Annotated in this window: 24 protein-coding genes and 4 tRNA genes; 16 read left to right on the forward strand and 12 right to left on the reverse strand. The window is 57.3% G+C overall.

The genetic code is table 11. From position 1 onward, the window contains the following. Positions 1–37 precede the first annotated feature (37 nt). The 10 genes from M8013_RS06810 to mltB all read right to left on the reverse strand — a co-directional run bounded on the left by M8013_RS06810 (position 38) and on the right by mltB (position 7,755). Positions 38–114: transfer RNA gene (locus M8013_RS06810), tRNA-Arg, on the reverse strand. Between the two features lie 197 nt (positions 115–311). Then, positions 312–388 (reverse strand) — tRNA-Arg (locus M8013_RS06815). 64 nt (positions 389–452) lie between these two features. Continuing rightward, a tRNA-Arg gene (locus M8013_RS06820) sits at positions 453–529 on the reverse strand. 4 nt (positions 530–533) lie between these two features. After that, positions 534–626: transfer RNA gene (locus tag M8013_RS06825), tRNA-Ser, on the reverse strand. Positions 627–968: 342 nt separating this feature from the next. Next, complete coding sequence (gene csrA, locus M8013_RS06830) at positions 969–1,154, reverse strand: carbon storage regulator CsrA (protein ID WP_000906486.1); 186 nt, start codon at positions 1,152–1,154, stop codon at positions 969–971. Positions 1,155–1,388: 234 nt separating this feature from the next. Then, positions 1,389–4,016 (reverse strand): alanine--tRNA ligase, encoded by a 2,628-nt coding sequence (gene alaS / locus M8013_RS06835; RefSeq protein ID WP_271267046.1) that lies wholly within the window; start codon positions 4,014–4,016, stop codon positions 1,389–1,391. 131 nt (positions 4,017–4,147) lie between these two features. Continuing rightward, positions 4,148–4,648 (reverse strand): recombination regulator RecX, encoded by a 501-nt coding sequence (gene recX / locus M8013_RS06840; protein WP_271267047.1) that lies wholly within the window; start codon positions 4,646–4,648, stop codon positions 4,148–4,150. 195 nt (positions 4,649–4,843) lie between these two features. Beyond that, positions 4,844–5,902, reverse strand: coding sequence for a recombinase RecA (gene recA, locus M8013_RS06845; protein WP_271267048.1), 1,059 nt, complete (start codon positions 5,900–5,902; stop codon positions 4,844–4,846). 87 nt (positions 5,903–5,989) lie between these two features. Further along, complete coding sequence (pncC, locus tag M8013_RS06850) at positions 5,990–6,487, reverse strand: nicotinamide-nucleotide amidase (RefSeq protein ID WP_271267049.1); 498 nt, start codon at positions 6,485–6,487, stop codon at positions 5,990–5,992. A 173-nt stretch (positions 6,488–6,660) separates the two neighbouring features. Next, complete coding sequence (mltB, locus tag M8013_RS06855; RefSeq protein ID WP_271267050.1) at positions 6,661–7,755, reverse strand: lytic murein transglycosylase B; 1,095 nt, start codon at positions 7,753–7,755, stop codon at positions 6,661–6,663. Between the two features lie 275 nt (positions 7,756–8,030). On the opposite strand from mltB, the gene srlA reads away from it, so the two are divergent. The 7 genes from srlA to gutQ all read left to right on the forward strand — a co-directional run bounded on the left by srlA (position 8,031) and on the right by gutQ (position 12,943). Beyond that, complete coding sequence (gene srlA / locus M8013_RS06860) at positions 8,031–8,594, forward strand: PTS glucitol/sorbitol transporter subunit IIC (protein ID WP_271267051.1); 564 nt, start codon at positions 8,031–8,033, stop codon at positions 8,592–8,594. Next, positions 8,591–9,550 carry a PTS glucitol/sorbitol transporter subunit IIB gene (gene srlE, locus M8013_RS06865; RefSeq protein ID WP_271267052.1) on the forward strand — a complete coding sequence of 320 codons (960 nt, stop codon included), beginning with the start codon at positions 8,591–8,593 and terminating at the stop codon, positions 9,548–9,550. Before srlA ends, srlE begins: the two co-directional genes overlap by 4 nt. A 12-nt stretch (positions 9,551–9,562) precedes the next feature. After that, positions 9,563–9,925: a PTS glucitol/sorbitol transporter subunit IIA gene (gene srlB, locus M8013_RS06870; protein WP_271267053.1), complete on the forward strand. Its 363-nt coding sequence runs from the start codon at positions 9,563–9,565 to the stop codon at positions 9,923–9,925. Between the two features lie 14 nt (positions 9,926–9,939). Further along, entirely contained in the window at positions 9,940–10,719 is a 780-nt protein-coding gene (srlD, locus tag M8013_RS06875) for a sorbitol-6-phosphate dehydrogenase (protein WP_271267054.1), read from the forward strand. Positions 10,720–10,788: 69 nt separating this feature from the next. Further along, complete coding sequence (gene gutM / locus M8013_RS06880; protein ID WP_271267055.1) at positions 10,789–11,148, forward strand: transcriptional regulator GutM; 360 nt, start codon at positions 10,789–10,791, stop codon at positions 11,146–11,148. A gap of 63 nt (positions 11,149–11,211) precedes the next feature. Next, positions 11,212–11,985 (forward strand): glucitol operon DNA-binding transcriptional repressor SrlR, encoded by a 774-nt coding sequence (srlR, locus tag M8013_RS06885; RefSeq protein ID WP_271267056.1) that lies wholly within the window; start codon positions 11,212–11,214, stop codon positions 11,983–11,985. After that, positions 11,978–12,943, forward strand: a complete 966-nt coding sequence (gutQ, locus tag M8013_RS06890) for an arabinose-5-phosphate isomerase GutQ (protein ID WP_271267057.1) — start codon at positions 11,978–11,980, stop codon at positions 12,941–12,943. Before srlR ends, gutQ begins: the two co-directional genes overlap by 8 nt. On the opposite strand, the gene norR is transcribed toward gutQ, so the two are convergent. Next, a complete protein-coding gene (norR, locus tag M8013_RS06895; protein WP_271267058.1) occupies positions 12,940–14,454 on the reverse strand; it encodes a nitric oxide reductase transcriptional regulator NorR in 1,515 nt (504 codons plus the stop codon). The genes gutQ and norR overlap by 4 nt on opposite strands. A 190-nt stretch (positions 14,455–14,644) precedes the next feature. Here norR and norV point away from each other — a divergent pair, with 190 nt between their 5' ends. From norV to M8013_RS06915, 4 genes are all read left to right on the forward strand, one after another. After that, positions 14,645–16,096 (forward strand): anaerobic nitric oxide reductase flavorubredoxin, encoded by a 1,452-nt coding sequence (norV, locus tag M8013_RS06900; protein WP_271267059.1) that lies wholly within the window; start codon positions 14,645–14,647, stop codon positions 16,094–16,096. After that, positions 16,093–17,226, forward strand: coding sequence for an NADH:flavorubredoxin reductase NorW (norW, locus tag M8013_RS06905; protein ID WP_271267060.1), 1,134 nt, complete (start codon positions 16,093–16,095; stop codon positions 17,224–17,226). Before norV ends, norW begins: the two co-directional genes overlap by 4 nt. A 163-nt stretch (positions 17,227–17,389) precedes the next feature. Beyond that, on the forward strand, positions 17,390–17,548 hold the full coding sequence (locus M8013_RS06910; protein ID WP_271267061.1) for a hypothetical protein: 159 nt from the start codon (positions 17,390–17,392) through the stop codon (positions 17,546–17,548). Positions 17,549–17,643: 95 nt separating this feature from the next. After that, positions 17,644–19,296: an SgrR family transcriptional regulator gene (locus M8013_RS06915; protein ID WP_271267062.1), complete on the forward strand. Its 1,653-nt coding sequence runs from the start codon at positions 17,644–17,646 to the stop codon at positions 19,294–19,296. Positions 19,297–19,298: 2 nt separating this feature from the next. On the opposite strand, the gene M8013_RS06920 is transcribed toward M8013_RS06915, so the two are convergent. Further along, positions 19,299–20,312 carry a LacI family DNA-binding transcriptional regulator gene (locus tag M8013_RS06920; RefSeq protein WP_271267063.1) on the reverse strand — a complete coding sequence of 338 codons (1,014 nt, stop codon included), beginning with the start codon at positions 20,310–20,312 and terminating at the stop codon, positions 19,299–19,301. A gap of 242 nt (positions 20,313–20,554) precedes the next feature. On the opposite strand from M8013_RS06920, the gene ascF reads away from it, so the two are divergent. From ascF to eitC, 5 genes are all read left to right on the forward strand, one after another. Then, complete coding sequence (ascF, locus tag M8013_RS06925; protein WP_271267064.1) at positions 20,555–22,006, forward strand: PTS cellobiose/arbutin/salicin transporter subunit IIBC; 1,452 nt, start codon at positions 20,555–20,557, stop codon at positions 22,004–22,006. A gap of 17 nt (positions 22,007–22,023) precedes the next feature. After that, complete coding sequence (locus M8013_RS06930) at positions 22,024–23,448, forward strand: 6-phospho-beta-glucosidase (RefSeq protein ID WP_271267065.1); 1,425 nt, start codon at positions 22,024–22,026, stop codon at positions 23,446–23,448. Positions 23,449–23,641: 193 nt separating this feature from the next. Next, positions 23,642–24,640, forward strand: a complete 999-nt coding sequence (gene eitA / locus M8013_RS06935; protein WP_271267066.1) for a siderophore ABC transporter substrate-binding protein EitA — start codon at positions 23,642–23,644, stop codon at positions 24,638–24,640. Continuing rightward, on the forward strand, positions 24,640–25,677 hold the full coding sequence (locus M8013_RS06940) for a FecCD family ABC transporter permease (RefSeq protein WP_271267067.1): 1,038 nt from the start codon (positions 24,640–24,642) through the stop codon (positions 25,675–25,677). Before eitA ends, M8013_RS06940 begins: the two co-directional genes overlap by 1 nt. Next, a complete protein-coding gene (eitC, locus tag M8013_RS06945) occupies positions 25,677–26,438 on the forward strand; it encodes a siderophore ABC transporter ATP-binding protein EitC (RefSeq protein WP_271267068.1) in 762 nt (253 codons plus the stop codon). The genes M8013_RS06940 and eitC overlap by 1 nt, the downstream gene beginning before the upstream one ends. Positions 26,439–26,442: the final 4 nt, after the last annotated feature.

The following is a 26,442-nucleotide window of genomic DNA, read 5'->3' on the forward strand; positions in this document are numbered from 1 at the left end:
CCATGAAACAACAGTCTGGCTGCTATCTCGGAGAATATGGTGCATCCGGGAGGATTCGAACCTCCGACCGCTCGGTTCGTAGCCGAGTACTCTATCCAGCTGAGCTACGGATGCATCGGGATTTACTACTGGTACTGCTGATACGACATGCCGCTTTAAAAGCCACACGAAGTAAAAGATGGTGCATCCGGGAGGATTACTCGGCTGCGCCTCACCCTTCGGGCCGTTGCTCACGCAACGTTATCCTCCCTGGTGCTTGCGATTGTCTCGCAGACCATGAAACAACAGTTTAGCTGTTATCTCGGAGAATATGGTGCATCCGGGAGGATTCGAACCTCCGACCGCTCGGTTCGTAGCCGAGTACTCTATCCAGCTGAGCTACGGATGCATCGGGATTTACTGCTGTACTGCTGATACTTCGTCCCGTTTCGAAAACGACAGGAAGTAAATGATGGTGCATCCGGGAGGATTCGAACCTCCGACCGCTCGGTTCGTAGCCGAGTACTCTATCCAGCTGAGCTACGGATGCAAAATGGCGGTGAGGCGGGGATTCGAACCCCGGATGCAGCTTTTGACCGCATACTCCCTTAGCAGGGGAGCGCCTTCAGCCTCTCGGCCACCTCACCACACAACGCCTCTTTCGAGTGCTTCGAGTTGCTCGTTAAGAGCTTCTCGTCGCTGCGTGGCGCATATATTACTTTCTGGGACTTATAAGTCAAACCTTTTTCCATACTCTTTTTTCGTTTGCACAAATCGCAGGCAAATTGCATGTAAAAGCCACAAACAGAGTGTTTTATAAGCGTATTTTTCAGCCCTGATAGCAATAATGTGCAGGTATAAAGAGGATGTCAGCCAGAGATAGCCGATGCTGAGAGGTTAAAAAGGGAGCAGTTGAAATCGAACGGTAACTTTTGATAGGAAGTATAGCGAGTGGGTTGCGTCTCGCCAGACAGCGAGACGCGATAATATCAGTAACTGGACTGCTGGGATTTTTCAGCCTGGATACGCTGGTAGATCTCTTCACGATGAACAGAGACTTCTTTAGGGGCGTTCACACCAATACGTACCTGGTTGCCCTTCACCCCTAAAACTGTCACGGTGACCTCATCCCCAATCATGAGGGTCTCACCAACTCGACGAGTCAGAATCAGCATTCTTTGCTCCTTGAAAGATTAAAAGAGTCGGGTCTCTTGTATCCCGGCATTATCCATCATATAACGCCAAAAAGTAAGCGATGACAAACACGTAATGTGTAGGCAGTCACGGCATTACATTCTGTTAAACGTAAGTTTAGCCGATATACACAAACTCAACCTGACTTTATCATTATCGATAGCGCAGTGCGCCACAACGAAAACGTCATGGCGCCTGTGTACGCTTTGTAGTTTTTACAGTTTAGATCTTACCCAGTCTTCTACACTGGCTAATGCTGCCGGGAGGGCTGCCGCATCGGTACCACCGGCTTGCGCCATGTCCGGACGACCGCCTCCTTTACCGCCCACTTGCTGAGCGACCATACCAATCAGTTCCCCTGCTTTAACACGGTCGATCACGTCCTTAGATACGCCCGCAATCAGAGAAACCTTACCTTCCGCTACCGTTGCCAGAACGATAACCGTTGAACCGAGCTGGTTCTTCAGATCGTCGACCATAGTACGAAGCATTTTCGGCTCAACGCCTGCCAGTTCACTTACCAGCAGCTTGATGCCGTTGATCTCAATCGCTTTGCTGGAGAGGTTAGCGCTCTCTGCAACAGCTGCCTGCTCTTTCAGTTGCTGCAGCTCTTTCTCAAGCTGACGAGTACGCTCCATAACGCTGCGTACTTTCTCGCCCAGGTTATGACTGTCGCCTTTCAGCAGCTGTGCGATATCGTGCAGCTGATCGCTCTGCGCATGCAGAACCGCAATTGCACCTTCACCGGTGACCGCTTCGATACGACGCACGCCTGCCGCTGTACCGGATTCGGAAATGATGCGGAACAGACCGATGTCACCGGTGCGCGCAGCGTGCGTACCGCCGCACAGCTCGGTTGAGAAATCACCCATGCTCAACACGCGTACGCGTTCGTCATACTTCTCGCCAAACAGCGCCATCGCGCCTTTATTTCTGGCGGCGTCGAGATCCATGATGTTGGTTTCGATTGGCAGGTTACGACGGATCTGCGCATTCACCAGATCTTCCACCGCGCGGATTTCCGTCGGTTTCATCGCTTCGGTATGCGAGAAGTCGAAACGCAGCACTTTGTCATTCACCAACGAGCCTTTCTGCGCAACGTGCGTGCCCAGAACCTGGCGCAGCGCGGCATGCATCAGGTGCGTCGCGGAGTGGTTTAGACGAATACGCGCACGGCGAGCTTCGTCAACCAGAGCCTGCACGCCATCACCCACTTTCAGCGCGCCGAAGGTCAGCGTACCCAGGTGGCCAATCGCCTGACCGTATTTCTGCGTGTCGGTCACGGTAAAGCCGAAGTCAGCGCCTTTCAGTTCGCCTTTATCGCCTACCTGACCACCGGACTCTGCGTAGAACGGGGTTTTGTCCAGAACCACGACCGCATTCTGGCCAGCACTGATGCTGTCTACAGCTTTGCCGTCAACAAACAGCGCGGTCACTTTACCGTTCAGTTCCAGATGCTCGTAGCCCTGGAATTCGCTGCTGCTATCCACGCGGATCATTGCGTTGTAGTCGGCGCCAAAACCGCTGGACTCACGCGCACGGCGGCGCTGCTCTTCCATTGCGGCTTCAAAGCCCACTTCGTCAACTTTGATGTTGCGCTCGCGGCAAACGTCAGCCGTCAGGTCAACCGGGAAGCCGTAGGTGTCGTACAGGCGGAAAGCGGTTTCGCCATCCAGCGTGTCGCCTTTCAGCTTAGACAGTTCGTCGTCGAGCAGAGCCAGACCACGCTCCAGCGTGCGCGCAAACTGCTCTTCTTCGGTTTTCAGAACCTGCTCAACCTGCGCCTGCTGGCGTTTCAGTTCGTCACCGGCTGCGCCCATGACGCTCACCAGCGGTCCCACCAGCTTATAGAAGAAGGTGTCTTGTGCGCCCAGCATGTTGCCGTGACGGATAGCGCGGCGAATGATGCGACGCAGCACGTAGCCACGGTTTTCATTCGACGGGATCACGCCATCAGCAATCAGGAACGCACAGGAACGGATGTGGTCGGCAATAACGCGCAGTGATTTGTTACTCAGATCGGTCGCGCCAGTCACTTCGGCCACAGACTTAATCAGGGTGCTGAACAGGTCGATATCGTAGTTGGAGTTCACGTGCTGCAGCACGGCTGCGATACGCTCCAGACCCATGCCGGTATCCACGGATGGCTTCGGCAATGGCTCCATGGTGCCGTCAATCTGACGGTTGAACTGCATGAAGACGATGTTCCAGATCTCAATGTAACGATCGCCGTCCTCTTCTGCGCTGCCAGGAGGGCCGCCCCAGATGTGATCGCCATGATCGTAGAAAATTTCGGTGCATGGGCCGCAAGGACCGGTGTCGCCCATCTGCCAGAAGTTGTCAGACGCATACGGCGCGCCTTTATTATCACCGATGCGAATAATACGTTCGCGCGGGATACCTACTTCTTTTTCCCAGATGTCATAGGCTTCATCGTCGGTTTCGTAGACGGTAACCCACAGACGCTCTTTCGGCAGGTTGAACCAGTTTTCACCGGTCAGCAGTTCCCATGCGTACTGTATCGCGTCATTTTTGAAATAGTCGCCGAAGCTGAAGTTGCCCAGCATTTCGAAGAATGTGTGGTGACGTGCGGTATAACCGACGTTTTCCAGATCGTTATGTTTACCGCCCGCGCGCACGCAGCGCTGCGAAGTGGTCGCGCGGGAATAATTACGCTTGTCGAGACCAAGGAAAACATCCTTGAACTGGTTCATCCCGGCGTTGGTAAACAGTAAAGTCGGATCGTTATTTGGTACCAGGGAGCTGCTGGCAACAACCTGGTGTCCCTTACTATGGTAAAAATCGAGAAACGCCTGTCGGATCTCAGCGGTGCTCTTGCTCATAATTATCCTGAAATCAAGCTAACGAAATGTCACAGCGAGTCGCAACGCAACGTTTGTTGGACGGACCAGCTACTGGAAAAAGTGGGAATAAGATAAGTTTTCTTGTGAGGGAAGTAAAATCCCGCATGCGCTCATTCGATAAAATTACGCCAGATATCCTGAATATCCTCCATCAGATAGCCGCGATAAAGCAAAAAACGCTGAATTTTAACTTTTTCTGAAAACTCGCGCGACAGCGGCTCACCAAACTTACGCACCGCCTGCTCCCGCGCCTGTTCGCACCAGTCGATGTCGCATTCGCGCATCGCTTTTTCGCTGGTTTCTCGCGCAATGCCTTTTTGATTTAACTCCTGACGGATGCGCGCCGGGCCATAACCTTTACGGCTGCGGCTGGCAATAAAGCGTGCGACAAAACGCGTGTCATCGAGATAGCTGTGCTCATAGCACCAGGCGATGACGCGGTCATAATCTTCTGCGGTAGCGTCGATGGCTTCTGGCCCGTTTTTAGTCATAACCGGCGCGACGAGTTTGCGGCGAAGTTCCTGTTCACTGTGGTCACGAACCGCAAGAATGCGTACTGCGCGATCTAACAGGCGGGCATACGCCGGGCGACGTACTGTAGATTCACTCATAGATAAACCTGCTACGGTTGAAAAGCAAAAAGGGCCGCATTATGCGACCCTTGTTTATACCCGTCATACTTCAAGTTGCCTGCGCGTTGGCTTTCCTCGCTCACCCCAGTCACTTACTGGAGTAAGCTCCTGGGGACTCCCTGCGTCACCGCCTTCCTGCAACTCGAATTATTTAGGGTATATTACATCCGATTATCAGAAATCTTCGTTGGTTTCTTCCGCGCCTGCGCCGTCAACGGCGAACTGCGGTTTGGCATCCTGATTGGTGAGCAGAAGCTCACGCACTTTCTTCTCGATCTCTTTTGCTGCAGCCGGGTTATCTTTCAGCCAGGAGATTGCGTTCGCTTTACCCTGACCAATCTTGTCACCGTTGTAGCTGTACCAGGCACCCGCTTTTTCAATCAGCTTCTCTTTCACGCCCAGATCAACCAGTTCACCGAAGAAGTTGATACCTTCGCCGTACATGATCTGGAATTCAGCCTGTTTAAACGGTGCCGCAATTTTGTTTTTAACCACCTTCACGCGGGTTTCGCTACCCACCACGTTGTCACCGTCTTTTACGGCACCGATACGGCGGATATCCAGACGCACAGAGGCGTAGAATTTCAGCGCGTTACCACCGGTGGTGGTTTCCGGGTTACCAAACATCACACCAATCTTCATACGGATCTGGTTGATGAAGATCAGCAGCGTGTTGGACTGCTTCAGGTTACCGGCCAGCTTACGCATCGCCTGGCTCATCATACGTGCCGCGAGGCCCATGTGAGAGTCGCCGATTTCGCCTTCGATTTCTGCTTTCGGAGTCAATGCGGCAACGGAGTCGACGACAATCACGTCTACTGCGCCAGAGCGTGCCAGTGCGTCACAGATTTCAAGCGCCTGCTCACCGGTATCCGGCTGAGAACACAGCAGGTTGTCGATATCCACGCCCAGTTTACGCGCGTAGACCGGATCCAGCGCATGCTCAGCATCGATAAAGGCACAGGTTTTGCCTTCGCGCTGGGCTGCAGCCACAACCTGTAACGTCAGGGTGGTTTTACCGGAGGATTCTGGCCCGTAGATCTCTACGATACGACCCATTGGCAGGCCGCCAGCACCCAGTGCAATATCCAGAGAAAGCGAACCGGTGGAGATAGTTTCTACATCCATGGAACGGTCTTCACCCAGGCGCATGATGGAACCTTTACCGAATTGCTTTTCGATCTGGCCCAGTGCTGCCGCCAACGCTTTCTGTTTGTTTTCGTCGATAGCCATTATTTCCTCTCATGCCGGGAGAAGCGACTGTGCTTCACCGTGGATTTCTGTTCTGTTGCTGCAATTATACTGTATGGTCATACAGTATCAAGTCTTTTGTAGAAATTGTTGCCAGAGCGTTTTTAACGCATAGGCGGCCGCCTGCCGACGCACGCTTTCACGGTCGCCGCTAAAGCACTCCCGTCGGGTGACCCCCTCTCCCTGCGCCGTCGCAAAGCCAAACCACACGGTGCCGACAGGCTTCTGTGCACTGCCGCCGTCCGGCCCGGCGATGCCGCTTATCGAAATCGCGTAATCCGCACGGGCGGCACGCAACGCGCCAATCGCCATCTCGACCACCACCGGTTCGCTCACTGCGCCATGCTCTATCAACGTCGGTTCACGCACGGCGATCATCTGCATTTTTGCTTCATTACTGTAGGTGACAAAGCCGCGATCAAACCAGGCGGAGCTGCCGGCAATATCGGTGATGACTTTCGCCACCCAGCCGCCGGTACAGGATTCTGCCGTGGTTACCGTCGCGCCGCGCTGTTTGAGCGCCTGCCCCACCGCTTCACTCAGCTGCATCAATTCATGGTCAGTCATCGTGTTTTGCTCCAAAAGAACCTGCTGCACAAGATAACACTTTACCTGACGACCGGCAGGATCGGGCTGCAGTTTTACGAGCGCCCTTCCGCAAAACCAGCCCAGCATGCACGCAAAGTAAAAAAGGTGAGCGGAGGTCATCCGCTCACCTTTCTTCCTGCACAATCAACCCATTAATTGAACGGGGATGTGGCCTGCGCCTGCGCCACCGCCAGCCCTAACTGCCAGACCGCCATCGCATAGTGGGTGCTGTGGTTATAGCGGGTGATGGTGTAAAAGTTCGGCAAACCGTACCAGTATTGATAACCCGTACCAATGTCCAGACGCAACAGGCTGACCTGCTGATTACCGGCGATCGGCTGCTGCGGCGTTAACCCTGCTGCGGTCAGCTGCGCCGCGCTGTACTTGGTTTTGAAGCCATTTTCCAGCCCGACTGCCTGGCCATTGGCCTGAATAGCAACCGGCTCGCCTTTCTTCCAGCCGTGGCCTTTGAAATAGTTGGCGACGCTGCCAATCGCATCTTCGGGATCCCACAGGTTGATGTGTCCGTCCCCGTTAAAATCGACCGCGTATTCCTTATATGACGACGGCATAAACTGCCCATAGCCCATCGCCCCGGCGAAGGAACCTTTCAGATCCAGCGGATCGTCCTGCTCATCGCGCGCCATCAGCAGGAAGGTTTCCAGCTCGGAAGAGAAGTACTCCGCGCGGCGCGGGTAGTTAAAGGAGAGGGTCGCCAGCGCATCAAGAATGCGGGTTTTACCCATCACCCGGCCCCAGCGGGTTTCGACGCCAATAATCCCGACGATGATTTCCGGCGGCACGCCGTACACCTGCCACGCGCGGGTCAGCGCATCCTGATATTGATTCCAGAACGCCACGCCGTTTTGCACGTTGTCCGGGGTAATAAATTGCTGGCGGTAGCGCAGCCACGCGCCGTTCGGCCCGGCCGGTGGCTGGGTGGTCGGTGCCTGGCGGTCCATCAGACGCAGGACATAGTCCAGACGTTTGGCCTGAGAGAGGATCTCCTGCAGCTGGGTCTTATTAAAACCGTGTTTGCTCACCATTTTATCGATGAACTGCTCTGCATTCGGGTTGTTGGCAAAGTCGCCCCCCATCTGCATCACATTGTGCTGAGGTTCCAGCAGGAAGCCGCCGGAAGGCGCACCCGCGGTTTGCTGGGCCGCTGCTTCGGTTTTCGGTTTACTGCTGCAGGCTGAAAGCAGAATTAGCGCAGGCAATAAGACTGCATAACGACGCTTGAACATGGCACATCCATTCCAGGGAATTCGATAAGTGGCAAGTATGGTAAAGCATCCGGGACACCTCAAGGAAGGGGCGCGGACCTGCCCCGCAAAATCTTTACGCTGCCCAAAGACAAATTCAGCGCCTTCTCAGCCAGAGATGACGTCCATGCATCAAAATCTTTCAAAATGATCTATTTTTCTTTCATTGTGAGATCTGTTTAACACTTTAAAACCTTTCAAAGTGATTATTATTAGCGTGTATCAGACATGTACCCCCACATCCACAGGAGAGAAGAATGATAGAAACCATTACCCACGGTGCCGAGTGGTTTATCGGGCTGTTTCAGAAAGGTGGCGAGGTCTTTACCGGGATGGTCACCGGGATCCTGCCGCTGCTGATCAGCCTGCTGGTGATCATGAATGCGCTGATCAACTTCATTGGCCAGCAGCGGATCGAAAAATTCGCCCAGCGCTGCGCCGGTAATCCACTGTCCCGTTACCTGCTGCTGCCTTTCGTCGGCACCTTTGTGTTCTGTAACCCGATGACCCTGAGCCTCGGACGGTTTATGCCCGAGCGCTACAAGCCGAGCTACTACGCTGCGGCCTCATACAGCTGCCATTCGATGAACGGCCTGTTTCCGCACATCAACCCTGGGGAGCTGTTCGTCTACCTCGGGATCGCCAGCGGCCTGACCACCCTTGGGCTGCCGCTGGGTCCACTGGCGGTCAGCTATCTGCTGGTTGGGCTGGTCACCAACTTCTTCCGCGGCTGGGTCACCGACCTCACCACCGCCATTTTCGAAAAGAAAATGGGCATTCAACTTGAAGAGAAAGTCCATCTGGCAGGAGCAGCAGCATGACGCGCATTCGGATTGAAAAAGGCACGGGTGGCTGGGGCGGCCCGCTGGAACTGGACGCCACCGCCGACAAAAAGATTGTCTATATCACCGCCGGCACGCGCCCGGCGATCGTCGACAAGCTGCGCGAGCTCACCGGCTGGGAAGCGGTCGACGGCTTTAAAGAGGGCGAACCGCCGGAAGCAGAAATTGGCGTGGCGGTCATCGACTGCGGCGGCACCCTGCGCTGCGGGATTTACCCTAAGCGACGCATTCCCACCGTCAATATTCATTCGACCGGCAAGTCCGGGCCGCTGGCGCAGTACATCCTGGAGGACATTTACGTCTCCGGGGTGCGGGAAGAGAACATCACCCTGGCGGACGGTGCCACGCCGGTGAAAAAGAGCGCGCCGCGCGAGTACGACACCAGCAAGAAAATCACCGAACAGAGCGACGGCCTGCTGGCCAAAGTCGGAATGGGGATGGGTTCAGCGGTGGCGGTGCTGTTCCAGTCCGGGCGCGACACCATCGATACGGTGCTGAAAACCATTCTGCCATTTATGGCATTCGTCTCGGCGCTGATCGGCATCATCATGGCCTCGGGGCTTGGCGACTGGATCGCCCACGGCCTTGCCCCGCTGGCCAGCCATCCGCTGGGGCTGGTGACGCTGGCGCTGATCTGCTCCTTCCCCCTGCTATCGCCCTTCCTCGGCCCCGGGGCGGTGATCGCCCAGGTCATCGGCGTGTTAATCGGGGTACAGATTGGGCTGGGCCATATCCCGGCGCATCTCGCCCTGCCCGCACTGTTCGCCATTAATGCCCAGGCCGCCTGCGACTTTATCCCGGTCGGCCTGTCGCTGGCCGAAGCGCGGCAGGACACGGTGCGCGTCGGCGTGCCATCGGTGCTGGTCAGCCGTTTCCTGACGGGTGCGCCTACTGTGCTGATCGCCTGGTTTGTCTCCGGCTTTATTTATCAATAAGAGGTGCTTGCGATGACTGTGATTTACCAGACCACCATTACCCGTATCGGCCAGAGCGCCCCGGATGCGCTCTGCGACCAGATGCTGATTACCTTTCGCGAGGGCGCGCCTGCGGATATCGAAGAGTTTTGCTTTATCCACTGTCACGGCGAGCTGAACGGCGAACTGCTGCCCGGCAGCCAGCTCACCCTTGGGGAAACCTGCTACCCGGTGACAGCCGTGGGCAGTGTCGCCGGGCAAAACCTGCGCGAGCTGGGGCATATCACCCTGCGTTTTGATGGCCAGACCGAGGCGGAATATCCGGGCACCGTGCATGTCGCCGGGCCGGTTCCGCAGGCGGTGATGGCCGGTTGTGTCCTGAAATTTGTTGCTTAATAAAGGAGAGAAAGATGAATCAGGTTGCTGTTGTCATTGGTGGGGGACAAACCTTAGGGGAATATCTCTGCCGTGGGCTGGCCGCAGAAGGTTATCGCGTCGCGGTCGTGGATATTCAAAGCGAAAAAGCCGCTCGGGTTGCCAGCGTCATCAATCAGGAGTTTGGCGAGGGGATGGCATACGGCTTTGGTGCCGACGCCACCAGCGAACAGAGCGTGCTGGCGCTGTCGCACGGGGTGAATGAGATTTTTGGCCGCGTCGACCTGCTGGTCTACAGCGCCGGGATCGCCAAAGCCGCGTTTATCAGCGACGTGGCACTCGGGGATTTCGACCGCTCTTTACAGGTGAATCTGGTCGGCTATTTCCTCTGTGCCCGCGAGTTCTCCCGGCTGATGATCCGCGACGGCATTGCCGGGCGCATCATTCAGATCAACTCCAAGTCCGGCAAGGTGGGCAGTAAACATAACTCTGGCTACAGCGCAGCGAAATTTGGCGGCGTGGGGCTGACGCAGTCCCTGGCGCTGGACCTGGCCGAGTACGGCATCACCGTGCATTCCCTGATGCTCGGCAATCTGCTGAAATCGCCGATGTTCCAGTCTCTGCTGCCGCAATACGCCAGCAAGCTGGGAATTGAAGCGGATCAGGTGGAGCAATATTACATCGACAAAGTACCGCTCAAGCGCGGTTGCGATTATCAGGATGTGCTGAACATGCTGCTGTTTTATGCCAGCCCAAAAGCGTCTTACTGCACTGGCCAGTCGATCAATATCACCGGCGGGCAGGTGATGTTCTGATCGTGCTTAAACGCTGACTTGTAGGCCGGGCAAGCGCAGTGCCGCCCGGCAAAACCACAGGAGCCAAACATGGTCACCACATTAATCACCGTCGCCGTTATCGCCTGGCTGTGCCAGCTGGTGCTTGGCGGCTGGCAAATCCACCGTTTCAATCGCGCCTTCGACGCCCTTTGCCAACGCGGTCGCGTCGGCGTGGGCCGTTCCGGCGGGCGTTTCAAACCGCGGGTGGTGATTGCCATCGCGCTGGATGATAACAACCGGGTCTGCGACTCGCTGATGATGCGCGGGCTGACGGTCTTTGCCCGCCCGATGAAAATTGCCGCACTTAACGGCCTCCCCCTGCAGGAATTAGAGCCGGGTGTGATCTTTCCCCATGATTCACTCTGTCAGAATGCACTATCATTAGCGCTTAAATTGAAACATGGATAATTTCGTTGTGAACGTTATAAGCTTGCGAAATTATCATTTCGCAACGTAAGGAACTCAACGTCTATGAAACCACGCCAGCGGCAGGCGGCCATTCTTGAGCATCTGCAAAAGCAGGGAAAGTGCTCAGTCGAGGATCTGGCCCACTACTTTGATACCACCGGCACCACCATCCGCAAGGATCTGGTGATCCTCGAAAACGCCGGGACGGTGATCCGAACCTACGGCGGCGTGGTGCTGAATAAAGACGAAGCCGATCCGCCGATCGATCACAAAACGCTGATCAATACTCACCAGAAAGCGCTGATCGCCGACGCTGCCGTGAAATTTATCCATGACGGCGATTCAATCATCCTCGACGCCGGCAGCACGGTGCTGCAGATGGTGCCGATGCTGAGCCGCTTTAATAACATCACGGTGATGACCAACAGCCTGCATATCGTGAATGCACTGGCGGAATTCGACAACGAACAGACCATCCTGATGCCCGGCGGAACCTTCCGCAAAAAATCCGCGTCGTTTCACGGCCAACTGGCAGAAAACGCCTTCGACCATTTCAGCTTTGACCGCCTGTTTATGGGCACCGACGGCATCGATCTCAATGCGGGCGTCACCACCTTCAACGAGGTCTTCAGCGTCAGCAAAGCCATGTGCAATGCCGCCCGGGAAGTGATCCTGATGGCCGACTCATCGAAGTTTGGCCGCAAAAGCCCTAACATTGTCTGTGCACTTGAAAGCGTCGATACGCTGATCACCGACGCAGGTATCGATCCGGCGTTCAAAACAGCGCTGGAAGAGAAAGGAATCAACGTGATCGTAACCGGAGAGAAAGATGAGTGATTTTCTGATCAACGCAGGCCGGCAAACCCTGATGCTGGAACTGCAGGAAGCCAGCCGCCTGCCGGATCGTCTGGGTGATGATTTTGTGCTTGCCGCCAACACCATTATTCAGTGCGAAGGCAAAGTGATTGTCGCGGGCATCGGTAAGTCCGGGCATATCGGCAAAAAAATCGCCGCAACGCTTGCCAGCACCGGCACCCCGGCCTTTTTTGTCCATGCGGCCGAAGCGCTGCACGGCGATCTGGGGATGATTGAGAGCCGCGACGTGCTGCTGTTTATCTCCTACTCTGGCTCGGCGAAAGAGCTGGATCTGATTATCCCGCGCCTGCAGGAAAAGTCGGTCGCGCTGCTGGCGATGACCGGCAAATCCCGCTCGCCGCTGGCGCTGGCCGCCAAAGCCACGCTGGATATTTCGGTCGAACGCGAAGCCTGCCCGATGCACCTTGCGCCTACCTCCAGCACCGTCAATACGCTTATGATGGGCGATGCGCTGGCGATGGCGGTGATGCAGGCGCGCGGCTTTAACGAAGAAGATTTTGCCCGCTCCCATCCGGCAGGCGCGCTGGGCGCACGCCTGCTGAACAAGGTGCATCACCTGATGCGCACCGACGACGCGGTTCCACAGGTGAAGCTGGATACCAGCGTGATGGACGCGATGCTGGAGCTGAGCCGTACCGGGCTGGGGCTGGTAGCGGTCTGCGATGACGACCATCAGGTCAAAGGCGTCTTTACCGACGGCGACCTGCGCCGCTGGCTGGTGGGTGGCGGCAAGCTGGAGGTGAAGGTCAGCAGTGCGATGACCCACGGCGGCCTGACCCTGAACGCTGATAGCCGCGCGGTAGAAGCCAAAGAGCTGCTGATGAAGCGCAAAATCGCTGCCGCCCCGGTGGTGGACGACAGCGGCCGCCTGTGCGGGGCCATTAACCTGCAGGATTTCTACCAGGCCGGGATCATTTAAGGCTTCAGCCCCAGACGTTTTGCCAGCCGGTGCAGGTTGGCAACGTCTGTCTCCAGCGCCCTTGCGCTCGCCGCCCAGCTGCGGCTGTTCTGCTCCAGCGCCCGGCTGATCATCTGGCGCTGAAAATCTTCCGTGGCTTCGCGCAGATTTTGATTCGCCATCAGCGGCGTCTCCGGCATCACCACAGGCGTATTCTCATCGTACAGCGCAAAGTGCCGGGCGTGGATCACCACTTCATTGCCCCCGCGTGCGGCTCTCGCCAGCACCACGGCGCGATGAATGGCATGTTCCAGTTCGCGCACGTTGCCCGGCCAGCCGTAGCTCAGCAGGTGCGTGCGGGCACCCGGGCTAAGCACTACCCGGGATAAGCCCATCCGTAACCGGCACTGCTCGCAGAAATAACCCGCCAGCAGCACCACATCCTCGCCCCGCTCGCGCAGCGGCGGCACCAAAAGCGGGAACACGCTCAGCCGATGGAACAGATCGGCACGGAAGTTCCCGGCCAGCACCTCTTCGCGCAGATCGCGGTTGGTGGCCGCCAGCACCCGGACATCAACCCGCAGGCTGCGGTCGTCGCCCACCCGCTGGATATCACCATACTGCAGCACGCGCAGCAGCTTGGCCTGTAACGCCAGCGACAGCTCGCCAATCTCATCGAGGAACAGCGTGCCGTTATCGGCCATTTCAAACTTGCCGCTGCGGTTGCTGATGGCCCCGGTAAACGCCCCTTTAACGTGACCAAACAGTTCGCTCTCGGCCACGCTCTCCGGCAGCGCGGCACAGTTCAGGTACACCAGCGGGTTAACGGCGCGTGGCGAAGCCTCGTGGATGGATTTCGCCACCAGCTCTTTGCCGGTGCCGGTTTCACCCTCGATCAGCACGTTGAGGTCGGAAGCGGCAACAATTTCAATCTCTTTCTTTAACTGCATGATGCCCGGCGACAGGCCGATCATTTCCGTGTGCGCCACCTGCTCAAACGCCGGCGGGCTGGCGGGCAGGCTGTTTTGGCTCTCCAGCTGTTCAATCAGCAGCGCATTGTTCAGCGCCCCGGCGGCCAGGGCGGCAATCAGGCGCAGCTCCTCATTGCTGAAGGTATCGAACTGATCCGGCGACAGACCGTCGAGGGTCAGTGCGCCAATCAGGTTTTGCCCGGCAAACAGCGGCAGGCCAATGCAGGCGTGGACTTTCAGGCTCTCCTGACCGGGGATCAGGCCGTCGTAGGGATCGGGCAGGTCGCTGTCGGCCGGGAAGCGCACCACGTCCCCGGCGCGGGCGATGGTCTCCAGCCGCGGGTGGCCTTCGAGGGTAAAGCGACGACCCAGTACATCCTGCGCCAACCCGTCGATCGCCAGCGGAATAAACTGTCGCCCTTCATAGCGCAGCAGCGCCGATGCATCGCAGTCCAGCACGTGGCGCAGGGTGGAAATCAGGCGCTGAAAACGATCCTGATGGCCAATCCCGGTCTGCAGCTCAATTGCGATCCTCGCCAGTACCTCTACGGAGAAACTCATTCGCACCTCACAGTCTTTTTGACAATGCATCATGTCATATTGACTACATCAGCGACAGTCAAATTGACTACCCATAAAGCATTAATTTATAATTAATTCATATAAATCAATTAATTAAAAAGTTGGCACACAACCTGCAATAAGCAAAACAACTTAATCCTGATTTGCTAAATAATTTTTCGAGGTTGCTATGTCTATTCTGGTTAAAAACAACATTCATTGGGTGGGTCAACGTGACTGGGAAGTGCGTGATTTCCACGGGACCGAATACAAAACTCTGCGCGGCAGCAGCTACAACAGTTACCTCATTCGTGAAGAGAAAAACGTGCTGATCGACACCGTCGACCATAAATTCAGCCGTGAATTCGTGCAGAACCTGCGCAGCGAAATTGACCTCGCCGACATCGATTACATCATCATTAACCACGCCGAAGAAGACCACGCCGGTGCGCTGACCGAGCTGATGTCCTGCATCCCGGACACCCCAATTTACTGCACCGCTAACGCCATCGACTCCATCAACGGCCATCACCATCACCCGGAGTGGAATTTCAACATCGTCAAAACCGGTGACTCACTGGATATCGGTAACGGCAAACAGCTGATCTTCGTTGAAACGCCAATGCTGCACTGGCCTGACAGCATGATGACCTATATGACCGGCGACGCGGTGCTGTTCAGTAACGACGCCTTCGGTCAGCACTACTGCGACGAACGTCTGTTCAATGACGAAGTGGATCAGACTGAGCTGTTCGAACAGTGCCAGCGCTACTACGCCAACATTCTGACCCCGTTCAGCCGTCTGGTGACGCCAAAAATTACCGAAATTCTCGGCTTTAACCTGCCGGTGGATATGATTGCCACCTCTCACGGCGTGGTATGGCGTGATAACCCTACCCAGATCGTTGAAATGTACCTGAAATGGGCCGCTGACTATCAGGAAGATCGCATCACCGTCTTCTACGACACCATGTCCAATAACACCCGCATGATGGCCGACGCGATTGCCCAGGGCATCAACGAAGTGGATCCTAACGTGGCGGTGAAAATCTTCAACGTGGCGCGCAGCGACAAGAACGAGGTGCTGACTAACGTCTTCCGTTCTAAAGGCGTGCTGGTGGGCACCTCCACCATGAACAACGTGATGATGCCAAAAATTGCCGGCCTGGTGGAAGAGATGACCGGTTTGCGCTTCCGTAACAAACGCGCCAGCGCCTTCGGCTCCCACGGCTGGAGCGGCGGCGCGGTTGACCGTCTGTCCACCCGTTTGCAGGATGCCGGCTTTGAGATGTCCCTGAGCCTGAAAGCGAAATGGCGCCCGGATATCGACGCGCTGGAAATCTGCCGCCAGCACGGCCGCGACATTGCACGTCAGTGGGCACTCGCTCCGCTGCCAGCAGCGACTACCCCAGCCTCTGTTCAACAGCAGGAACAATGCGCCTGTGCCGCAGCGGCCGCCGCCGATCTCGGTCCGAGCATGCAGTGCAGCGTCTGCCAGTGGATTTACGATCCGGCAGTCGGCGAGCCGATGCAGGATGTCCAGCCAGGTACACCATGGAGCCAGGTGCCAGACAACTTCCTGTGCCCTGAATGCTCGCTGGGTAAAGACGTGTTCGACGAACTGGCCACGGAGGCAAAATGAACCACGGCATCGTGATTATCGGCTCGGGCTTTGCCGCCCGCCAGCTGGTGAAAAACATTCGTAAACAGGATGCAAACGTCCCGCTGACGCTGATTGCCGCCGACAGCATGGACGAGTACAGCAAGCCCGACCTGAGCCACGTCATCAGCCAGAGTCAGCGTGCCGACGACCTCACCCGCCAGACGGCGGGGGCGTTTGCCGAAGAGTACAACCTGCGCCTGTTCCCCTATAGCTGGGTGACAGACATCGACGCCGCTGCCCACGTGGTCAAAGCGAAAGACACCCAGTGGTCGTATGACAAACTGGTGCTGGCAACCGGCGCTGCGGCCTTTGTGCCGCCAGTCGACGGCCGCGAGCTGATGCTCACCCTCAACAGCCAGACCGAGTACCGGGCCTGCGAAACCACCCTGCGTGATGCACGAAGGGTGATGATTGTCGGCGGGGGCTTGATCGGCACCGAGTTGGCGATGGATTTCTGCCGGGCCGGAAAAGCCGTCACCCTGGTTGACCATGCCGCCAGCATCCTGTCTGCGCTGATGCCAGCCGAAGTAAGCAGTCGCTTACAACATCGTCTGACCGATATGGGCGTACACCTGCAGCTCAAATCCCAGCTGCACAGCCTGACCCAAACCGGGAACGGGATTTGCGCCATGCTCGATCGTGACCGCTGCATTGAAGTGGATGCGGTGATTGCCGCCACCGGCCTGCGGGCCGAAACCGTGCTGGCCCAGCGCGCCGGTGCTGAGGTGGATCGCGGCGTGAAGGTCGACAGCTACCTGCAAACCACCCAGCCAGATATTTATGCTCTGGGCGACTGCGCCGAAATTAACGGTCAGGTGTTACCGTTCCTGCAGCCGATTCAGCTCAGCGCCATGTATCTGGCAAAAAACCTGCTCGGCGGCAGCGCGCCGTTGAAACTACCCGCCATGCTGGTGAAAGTGAAAACACCGGAACTGCCGCTGCATCTGGCCGGTGCAACGCAGCGCCAGGATTTGAGCTGGCAGATTGCCATTGAGCCGCAGGGAATGGTGGCGAAAGGTGCCGATGCCGAAGGCAACCTGCGCGCTTTTGTGGTCAGCGAAGATCGGATGAAGGAGGCGTTCGCCCTGCTGAAGTCATTACCCGTTTAACCCTCTGTCGTTTGTCTTACTTATTGTTCGTATGTTCGATTTTTACCTTTTCAGCCCCGCTGCCCCGGGGCTTTTTTATGCGGAACAGCTGCAAAATCTCGCCCTGTTTTAATCCCCTTTCCCGGCCTACTCTGGTGTGGTAATCCTCAACCAGAGACCGGACATGGCTAACTTCACCAAAGAACTTGCGTATCTTGCGGCCTACTTTAAACAGGTCCACAACAGAGAGCGCATCCTGTTTAGCTGGCTGTACCTTAGCCCGCAGGCACGAATGGAGAGACTCAACGAGTTGATGGCCCCGGTTAGCAAGATAAAACGCTAAACGCCAAAAACCGGAACAGTTCTTTTATCTAAACCTTATTTCTTCCGCAAAAGCCCCTACACTCTCGGTATCCGTGTGATTTGTATCAGGACGCTATGCGCCAGCTTCAAAAAATTCGCCAGTATCAGCGGCTCTCTGTGCATTACGGCTTTACGCCACAGCTCACCACCCTCGCCGACGTTGCCGGGGTGATGCTGTGCAGTGAACGCCACGCCCGCACCCTGTTACGCCAGCTGGCGCAAAGCGGCTGGCTGAGCTGGAACGCCCAACCGGGACGCGGGCATCGCGCCACTCTGCACTGCATGGCGACCACCCACGAACTCAGCGCCCCGCTGATGCACGCCTGTCTGGAAAAAGGTGATTATCAGAGCGCGTTGCAGCTGGCGGACGGCGATCCGGCCAGCCTGCACCACATCATTACGCCGTTTCTCGGCGGCAAATGGCTTAAGCACCAGCCGACGCTGCGTATTCCCTGGCACCGTCCGCTGACCTCGTTGCACCCGGCCCTGCATCGCCGCCGCGCCGAACAGCACATCATCTGCGCAGTCCACGCCGGGCTGACGCGCTACGAGCCGGGGCAGACGCAGCCGGTGGCCGACCTGGCGCACCACTGGGCCTGCTCCGAAAACGGGCTGCGCTGGCATTTTTACCTGCGCAGCGGCGCGCACTGGCATAACGGCCAGCCGGTCAGCGATGACGATATTCTGAGCGCCGTGCAGCAGCTGCTGGCCGATCCGGCCCGTAACAGCGGCTTGTTGCATATTGCGGCAGTGACGCTCGCCGCCCCCTGGTGCCTGGCCATCAACCTGCACAGCGCCGATGCGCTGCTGGCACATCGCCTTGCGCACCACGCCTGCCGCTTGCCGCATCCCCGACAGCCGGAAGTGGGTGCCGGGCCATTCACCATCGCCCGCCATCATTCGCATTTTCTGCGCCTCGAGCGCCAGCCGTGGTACTTCGCCACCCATCCGCTGCTCCACGCCATTGAATTCTGGCGTACCGGCGTGGCGACGGAGAAACCGGCCTGGATAACAGTGGGCAAAGGCCACGTCCCGCAGGAAGCGGTCACCTCCACCAGCGGCGGCTTTGCCTGGCTGATGGTCAATGCGAAACTGCCCGCGGCGCTGGCCGCCAGCCTGCGACAGCAAGCCTTAAGCCTCACCCGCCAGCGCTTTGCCCGGCGTGATGATCTGCAAACCCGCACCGAAATTCTGCCCGGTATGCCGGTACCCGACCTGCCTGTACCTGACAACGTCGCGCTGCCGACACGCCTGACGCTGGTGGGCTACGACGCCCCCGAGCTACGGGAACTGGCGGAAAAATGGCGGGTTCAGCTCCAGCAGCGTGGCTGCGAGCTACACACAAACTGGAAGGATCGCGACGGCTGGTATGCACCGGAGACGCTGGACGAGGCCGATCTGCTGCTCGGCGATCATCTGGCAAGTGGGATGGCAGAGTTTGCACTGGCGGAGTGGTTTGTGCATGAACCCGCGTGGTCAATGGCGCTGGGCGAGGCGCGTTGGCAGACCAGCAAGCGCCAGCTAATGCAACACAGTGACAGCGAAGCGCATTTCCACACGCATCTGACGCACCTGTTCCAGCAGCTGCTGGCCCAGGGGATTTGTACGCCGCTGTATCACTATCGCTATCGCATCAACGCCCTGGAAAACGTTCAGGATATGGTGCTGACCGCAGGCGGCTGGCTGGATTTCACCCGCGCGTGGCTGCCTCCGTCTGCAGTGCTTTAAGGTCAGCGATGCGGGCCAGGCATCACTGAATCGCGCAGGATCAGCTCCCCGTCGAAGGTCTGACGGAAGGTAAAATCGCCCCCGTCGAGCATAAAGATCACCCGGCTGATGGTCTCTTTCACCATCTCGGTGACCGGCACCCGCACGCTGGAGAGCGCCGGGATCACGTACGGTGCCATCGCGATGTCATCGAACCCGGCCACCGACACCGCGCCAGGCACAGCCACCCCGCTTTCGTGCAGCTGCTTGATAGCGCCAATCGCCATGTCGTCGTTACTTGCCACCAGCGCCGTAAAATGTTCGCCCCGCGCCAGCAGTTCTGTTACGCCTGCCGCCCCGCTGGCCGGGGTCCATTTACCTTCGACAATCAGCGATTCACGCAGCGGGATCCGCTGCGCTGCCAGCGCATCTTTATAGCCCGAAAGACGCTCAATCCCGGTGGGTGAATCGAGTGAGCCGGTGATAAACGCGATATCCCGATGGCCCTGGCCGATTAGCTGCGCCACCGCCGCCTGGCTGGAGGCTTTATGATCCGACCACACGCAGTGGCTGCTGTGCTTGCGCAGGCGGCGGTTCAGCACCAGCACCGGCTGCTCATGTTTCTCAATGATTTCGTCCATCTCATCGACGCTGAGAAAACGCGGGTAGATGATGATCGCATCGCAGCGCATATCCAGCAGATACTGAATCGCTTCACGCTCTTCATTGGCGCTGTGCTTGCCGTCGGCGAGGATCAGCTGCCGCCCCTTTTCTTCGGTCATTCTGGCCGCGTGGAACAGCAGCTCGCTGAAATACACGCCGTGGTAGAGGGTGTTGGTCACCACCAGCCCGAGAGTTTGCGTGCGTTTAGTCGCCAGGTTGCGCGCCAGTAAGTTCGGGCGATAGCCGCTCTCTTCAATCGCCTGAAATACCCTGTCTTTTGTCTCCTGGCTCACGTAGCCATTGCCCGACAGCACCCGGGAAACCGTCGCCTTCGAGACCCCTGCCCGCTTCGCCACTTCCAGCATCGTGGTCATAATCTGTTCCATCTAAAACCGATGAGCGGCAGTGTACTGCACCGCGTGAAAATTGTCCCCGCGCGGATCGCATACGCTTTAGCACCTTTAGTGATCGCTATCACGAATAGAAAAAATGACCAAAACACAGTCTTGTTTCATTCAAAGAAACTCTTCATGATTTTGTGGAACCGGTTTCCTATATAAGTTTCATCGCGCAGGCGGTGAAGACGTACCTTACTGATAAAACAGGATATAACCCGATGGCCAAAAATTATGCTGCGCAGGCGTTTGCCATTGTCAGCGCGCTCGGCGGTAAAGACAACATCGTTGCCGTCACTCACTGCATGACGCGCCTGCGTTTTGTGGCGAAAGATGAAAGCCTGATCGACAGCGCCACGTTGAAAAGTATCAGCGGCGTGATGGGCGTGGTGCGTAATGACAACCAGTGCCAGGTGATCATCGGGAATACTGTTTCCCAGGCGTACCGCGAAGTGCTGACTCTGCTGCCGAGCGATATGCAGCCTGCCGCGCCGCAAGGGCCGCAAAAGCTGACCTTCAAGCGCGTTGGCGCGGGGATCCTGGATGCGCTGATCGGCACCATGTCGCCGCTGATCCCGGCGATCATCGGCGGGTCGATGGTCAAGCTGTTAGCAATGATCCTCGAGATGAGCGGTGTGCTGACCAAAGGCGATCCCACGCTGACCATTCTGACGGTGATCGGCGATGGCGCGTTCTTCTTCCTGCCGCTGATGGTGGCCGCCTCTGCCGCAGTAAAATTCAAAACCAACATGTCGCTGGCGATTGCTATCGCGGGCGTGCTGGTCCATCCGAGCTTTATCGAGCTGATGGCTAAAGCGGCGCAGGGTGAACACGTCGAGTTCGCGTTTATTCCGGTAACGGCGGTGAAATACACCTACACGGTGATCCCGGCGCTGGTCATGACCTGGTGCCTGTCGTACATCGAACGCTGGGTGGATAAGATCACCCCGGCGGTGACCAAAAACTTCCTTAAACCGATGCTGATCGTGCTGATTGCCGCCCCGCTCGCCATCGTCCTGATTGGGCCGCTGGGGATCTGGATCGGTAGCGCCATCTCCGCGCTGGTGTACACCATTCACGACTATCTGGGCTGGCTGTCGGTCGCCATCATGGGCGCACTGTGGCCGCTGCTGGTAATGACCGGGATGCATCGCGTCTTCACCCCAACTATCATTCAGACCATTGCCGAAACCGGCAAAGAAGGGATGGTAATGCCATCCGAAATCGGTGCCAACCTGTCACTTGGCGGTTCATCGCTGGCGGTGGCATGGAAAACCAAAAACCCGGAACTGCGCCAGACGGCGCTGGCCGCGGCGGCCTCTGCCATCATGGCGGGTATTTCTGAACCGGCGCTGTACGGCGTCGCCATTCGCCTGAAACGCCCGCTCATTGCGAGCCTGATCAGCGGCTTTATCTGCGGCGCGGTTGCCGGGATTGCCGGACTGGCCAGCCACTCGATGGCGGCACCGGGCCTGTTTACCAGCGTGCAGTTCTTCGACCCGGCCAACCCGATGACCATCGTCTGGGTATTCGGGGTGATGGCGCTGGCCGTGGTGCTCTCCTTTGTTCTGACGTTGCTGCTGGGCTTTGAAGATATCCCGGTTGAAGACGAAGCAGAAAAAGCGCGCGCCCTGCAAACCGCACCGGTTCAGGCCAAAGCAGCACAAGCATAAATTTTAGCGAGGTAAAGATGTCTGTTTTTCCAGAAGGATTTTTATGGGGCGGCGCACTGGCTGCCAACCAGAGTGAAGGCGCATACCGTGAAGGCGGCAAGGGCCTGACGACCGTCGATATGATCCCCCACGGCGCAAACCGTCTGGCGGTGAAAGTCGGTAAGGAAAAACGCTTTGCGCTGCGTGAGGACGAGTTCTATCCGAGCCACGACGCGATTGATTTTTACCATCGCTACAAAGAAGACATCGCCTTAATGGCCGAGATGGGCTTCACGGTGTTCCGCACCTCGATTGCCTGGAGCCGTCTCTACCCGAATGGCGACGAACCGCTGCCCAATAAAGAAGGCATTGCGTTCTATCGCGCGGTCTTTGAGGAGTGCAAAAAGTACAACATCGAGCCGCTGGTCACGCTGTGTCACTTCGACGTGCCGATGCACCTGGTGACCGAGTACGGCTCCTGGCGCAACCGCAAGATGGTCGACTTCTTCGCCCGCTATGCACGCACCTGTTTTGAAGAATTTAACGGTCTGGTGAAATACTGGCTGACCTTCAACGAAATCAACATCATGCTGCATAGCCCGTTCTCCGGTGCCGGGCTGGTGTTTGAGGACGGCGAAAACGAAGACCAGGTGAAGTATCAGGCGGCGCACCATGAGCTGGTCGCCAGCGCGCTGGCCACCAAAATCGCCCACGAAGTGAACCCGGAACATCAGGTTGGCTGCATGCTGGCGGGCGGCAATTTCTATCCTTACTCCTGCAAGCCGGAAGACGTGTGGATGGCGCTGGAAAAAGACCGCGAAAACCTGTTCTTTATCGACGTGCAGGCGCGCGGTCGTTATCCAGCCTATTCCGCGCGCGTGTTCCGCGAAAAAGGGGTGGCGATCGTGAAAGAGCCGGGCGATGACGCGCTGCTGATGAACACCGTCGATTTTGTGTCGTTCAGCTATTACGCCTCGCGTTGTGCCTCGGCAGATATGAATGCCAACAACACCAGCGCGGCCAACATCGTTAAATCCCTGCGCAACCCGCACGTCGAAGTGAGTGAATGGGGCTGGGGTATCGATCCGCTGGGCCTGCGCATCACCATGAACATGATGTATGACCGCTACCAGAAACCGCTGTTCCTGGTGGAAAACGGGCTGGGCGCGAAGGACGAGATCGACGCCAACGGCGAGATCAACGACGACTACCGCATCAGCTACCTGCGCGAGCACATCCGCGCAATGGGCGATGCCATCGAAGACGGTGTTCCGCTGATGGGTTACACCAGCTGGGGCTGTATCGACCTGGTGGCGGCCTCAACGGGCGAGATGAGCAAACGCTACGGCTTTATCTATGTCGATCGCGATGATGCCGGGAACGGCACCCTTGATCGTAAACGCAAAAAATCGTTCTGGTGGTACAAGAAAGTGATCGCCAGCAACGGCGCAGAGCTGGATTAACCTTCCCTTGTGCCGGGCGGCGCTGCGCTTGCCCGGCCTATAACCCTTCAGATAAATTCAATAATTTCATCGCGTTATTGTCATTCATTGACACCATCAATGTATCATTGTATAAAACTCCGCCGTAATAATGATATTCATTCTCAGCCAGGTGCCCCGGCTGTCAAAATACATCAATGAAGGAAAGCGTTTCATGAAAAAGGTCATCAGCGCATTAGGATTACTCATCGCAACAGCAGGTTCCGCTTTTGCGACCACGTATCCTCTGACGATTGAGAATTGCGGATTTAAAGAAACCTTCACCAAAGCACCTGAACGCGTTGTCGCGCTGGGACAAAACACCGTTGAAATTCTGCTGCTGCTGGGCCTGCAGGATAAAGTCGCCGCCAGCGCCTTCTGGCCGACCAAAGTGCTGCCGCAGCTGGCCGAAAAAAATGAAAAAGTGAAAACGCTGACCGTGGAGATCCCGACGTTAGAATCCATTCTGGCGCAAAACCCGGACTTCATACCTGCCCAGCTGCCTTTACTGCTCGGCCCGGAAAGCAAAGTCGCGAAACGCGAAGATCTGGCGACCCTCGGGATCAACAGCTATTTATCGCCGGGCATGTGCGCGACCAAAAAAGGGATCGGCGATATGTACGGCAGCCGTCAAAAGCTGTGGGACATGGCGTATCTCTACCAGGAGATCGCGGATTTCGCGACCATCTTTAACGTGCAGCCTGCCGGTGACGCACTCATTTCCGACTTCAAAAAGCGCGAAGCGGACCTGCGTGCTGAATTCAGTAAAAACAAAAAAGACCTTTCGTATGTGTTCTGGTTCTCCAGCTCGTCGCCGTCATCTGACGCCTACGTTGGCGGCAAAAACAGCGCCTCCGGCTTTATTGCCAACGTACTCGGTGGCCACAACGCCATCACCTCCGAGACCGAATGGCCGACCGTCGGCTGGGAAAGCATCATTGCCGCCAACCCGGACGTGATTGTGGTCTCCAGCCTCGACCGTAACCGCTGGGCGCTGGACAGCGCCGAGGAAAAAATCAAATTCCTGAAGAGCGACCCGGCCATCAGCCAGCTGGATGCCGTCAAAAAAGGTCACATTGTGATCATGGATGGTCAGGCGATGAACCCGACCATCCGCACTATCTACGGCGCGGAACAGATTGCTGAGCAGCTCAGAAAAATGGGGCTCAATTAATGACCGCAGTGGTTCAGCCCACCCGGCGGGGGTGGTTTCTGCCTGGCGCCTTCGCGCTGGCGGTGGTGCTTTTGCTGCTGGTGATTGCCACCGGCGTCAGCGTGGGGGAACTGTCGATCCCCCTGCAAAGCGTGTTCTATGCCTTCAGCAATAAAATCGGTTTAACCGACGTCCCCCTCAACCGCATCTATGAGAGCGTGATCTGGGACTTTCGCCTGAGCCGGGCGCTGGTCGCCGCCTGCTGCGGCGCGGGGCTGGCCATTTGCGGCGCCGTGCTGCAAAGCCTGCTGAAAAACGCCCTCGCCGAACCTTACGTGCTGGGCGTGTCGGCGGGTGCCTCGACCGGTGCCGTCTCCGTGGTGGTACTGGGCATTGGCAGCGGCACAGTGACGCTGTCTGCAGGGGCCTTTGCCGGGGCCTTTGCCGCGTTTGCCTTTGTCGCCTTCCTGACTAACGGCGCGCGCGGCGGCAGCGAACGCACCATTCTGGCCGGGGTCGCCGCCTCGCAGCTGTTTAACGCCATTACCGCCTGGACCGTCAGCACCTCCGCCAGCGCGCAGCAGGCGCGAGACGTGATGTTCTGGCTGCTGGGCAGCTTCAGCGGCGTGCGATGGCCGGAGTTCCAGCTGGTGCTGGTGGTGGTGCTAATCGGTCTGGCCATCTGCCTGTATTATTCCCGGGCGCTGGACGCCTTCACCTTTGGCGACGATGCCGCAGCCTCGCTTGGCATTGCGGTGCCGTGGGTGCGCCTGATGCTATTTGTCACCACCGCCATCATTACCGCAACCATCGTCAGCATGGCGGGCTCAATTGGCTTTGTCGGGTTAGTGGTGCCGCACGTGATGCGCTTCTTCTTTGGCCCGCTGCACCGCACCTTGCTCATCGCCAGCGCGCTGGCCGGTGCGATCCTGATGGTGCTGGCGGATATCGCCTCTCGCCTGCTGATCGCCCCACAAAGCCTGCCTGTTGGCGTGGTGACGGCGCTGGTTGGCGTACCGTTCTTCGCCATGATCATCTATCGCTCCAGGACTAAATAATGAGTATCAGCGCTGAAAACATCACCTGGAAAGTGGGCAAAAAGGTGATCGTTAATAATGTCTCCCTTGCGGTATCGCAGGGGCAGACGGTGGGTCTGCTGGGGCCGAACGGCTGCGGAAAATCCTCTCTGCTGCGGATCCTGGCAGGCCTGCGTCGCCCGCATACCGGCACCGTCGCACTGGACGGCACAAGCATCGCCGGGATGGCTAAAAAGCAGTTCGCCCGTCGGGTGGCCTTTGTTGAACAACACGGTATGACCGATGCCAACATGCGCGTGCGCGACGTGGTGAAGCTGGGGCGTATCCCGCACCACTCGCCGTTTTCCAGCTGGACCCCGCAGGATGATGAGACGGTCACCTCGGCGCTGAAAACCGTCGATATGCTGGATCACAGCGATCAGGGCTGGCAGAGCTTGTCCGGCGGCGAGCGCCAGCGGGTACACATCGCCCGGGCGCTGGCGCAAATGCCTACCGAGATCCTGCTGGATGAACCGACTAACCACCTGGATATTCACCATCAAATCCAGCTGATGCAGTTAATCAGCCAGCTGCCGGTGACAAGCCTGGTCGCCATTCACGACCTGAACCACGCCTCGATGTTCTGCGATGCGCTGATCGTGATGCAGCAGGGCCAGATTGTCGCCACCGGCACCCCGCAGGACATTCTGACAGAAGCGTTGCTGTGGGATGTGTTCCGGGTAAAAACCAAAATTGAGCGCTCGCCTTTCCATGGCAAAAAGCACATTCATTACCTCGTCTGAGGCG

It is taken from the genome of Silvania confinis (genome assembly GCF_025564085.1).
In the GTDB taxonomy this organism is placed as follows: domain Bacteria; phylum Pseudomonadota; class Gammaproteobacteria; order Enterobacterales; family Enterobacteriaceae; genus Enterobacter; species Enterobacter confinis.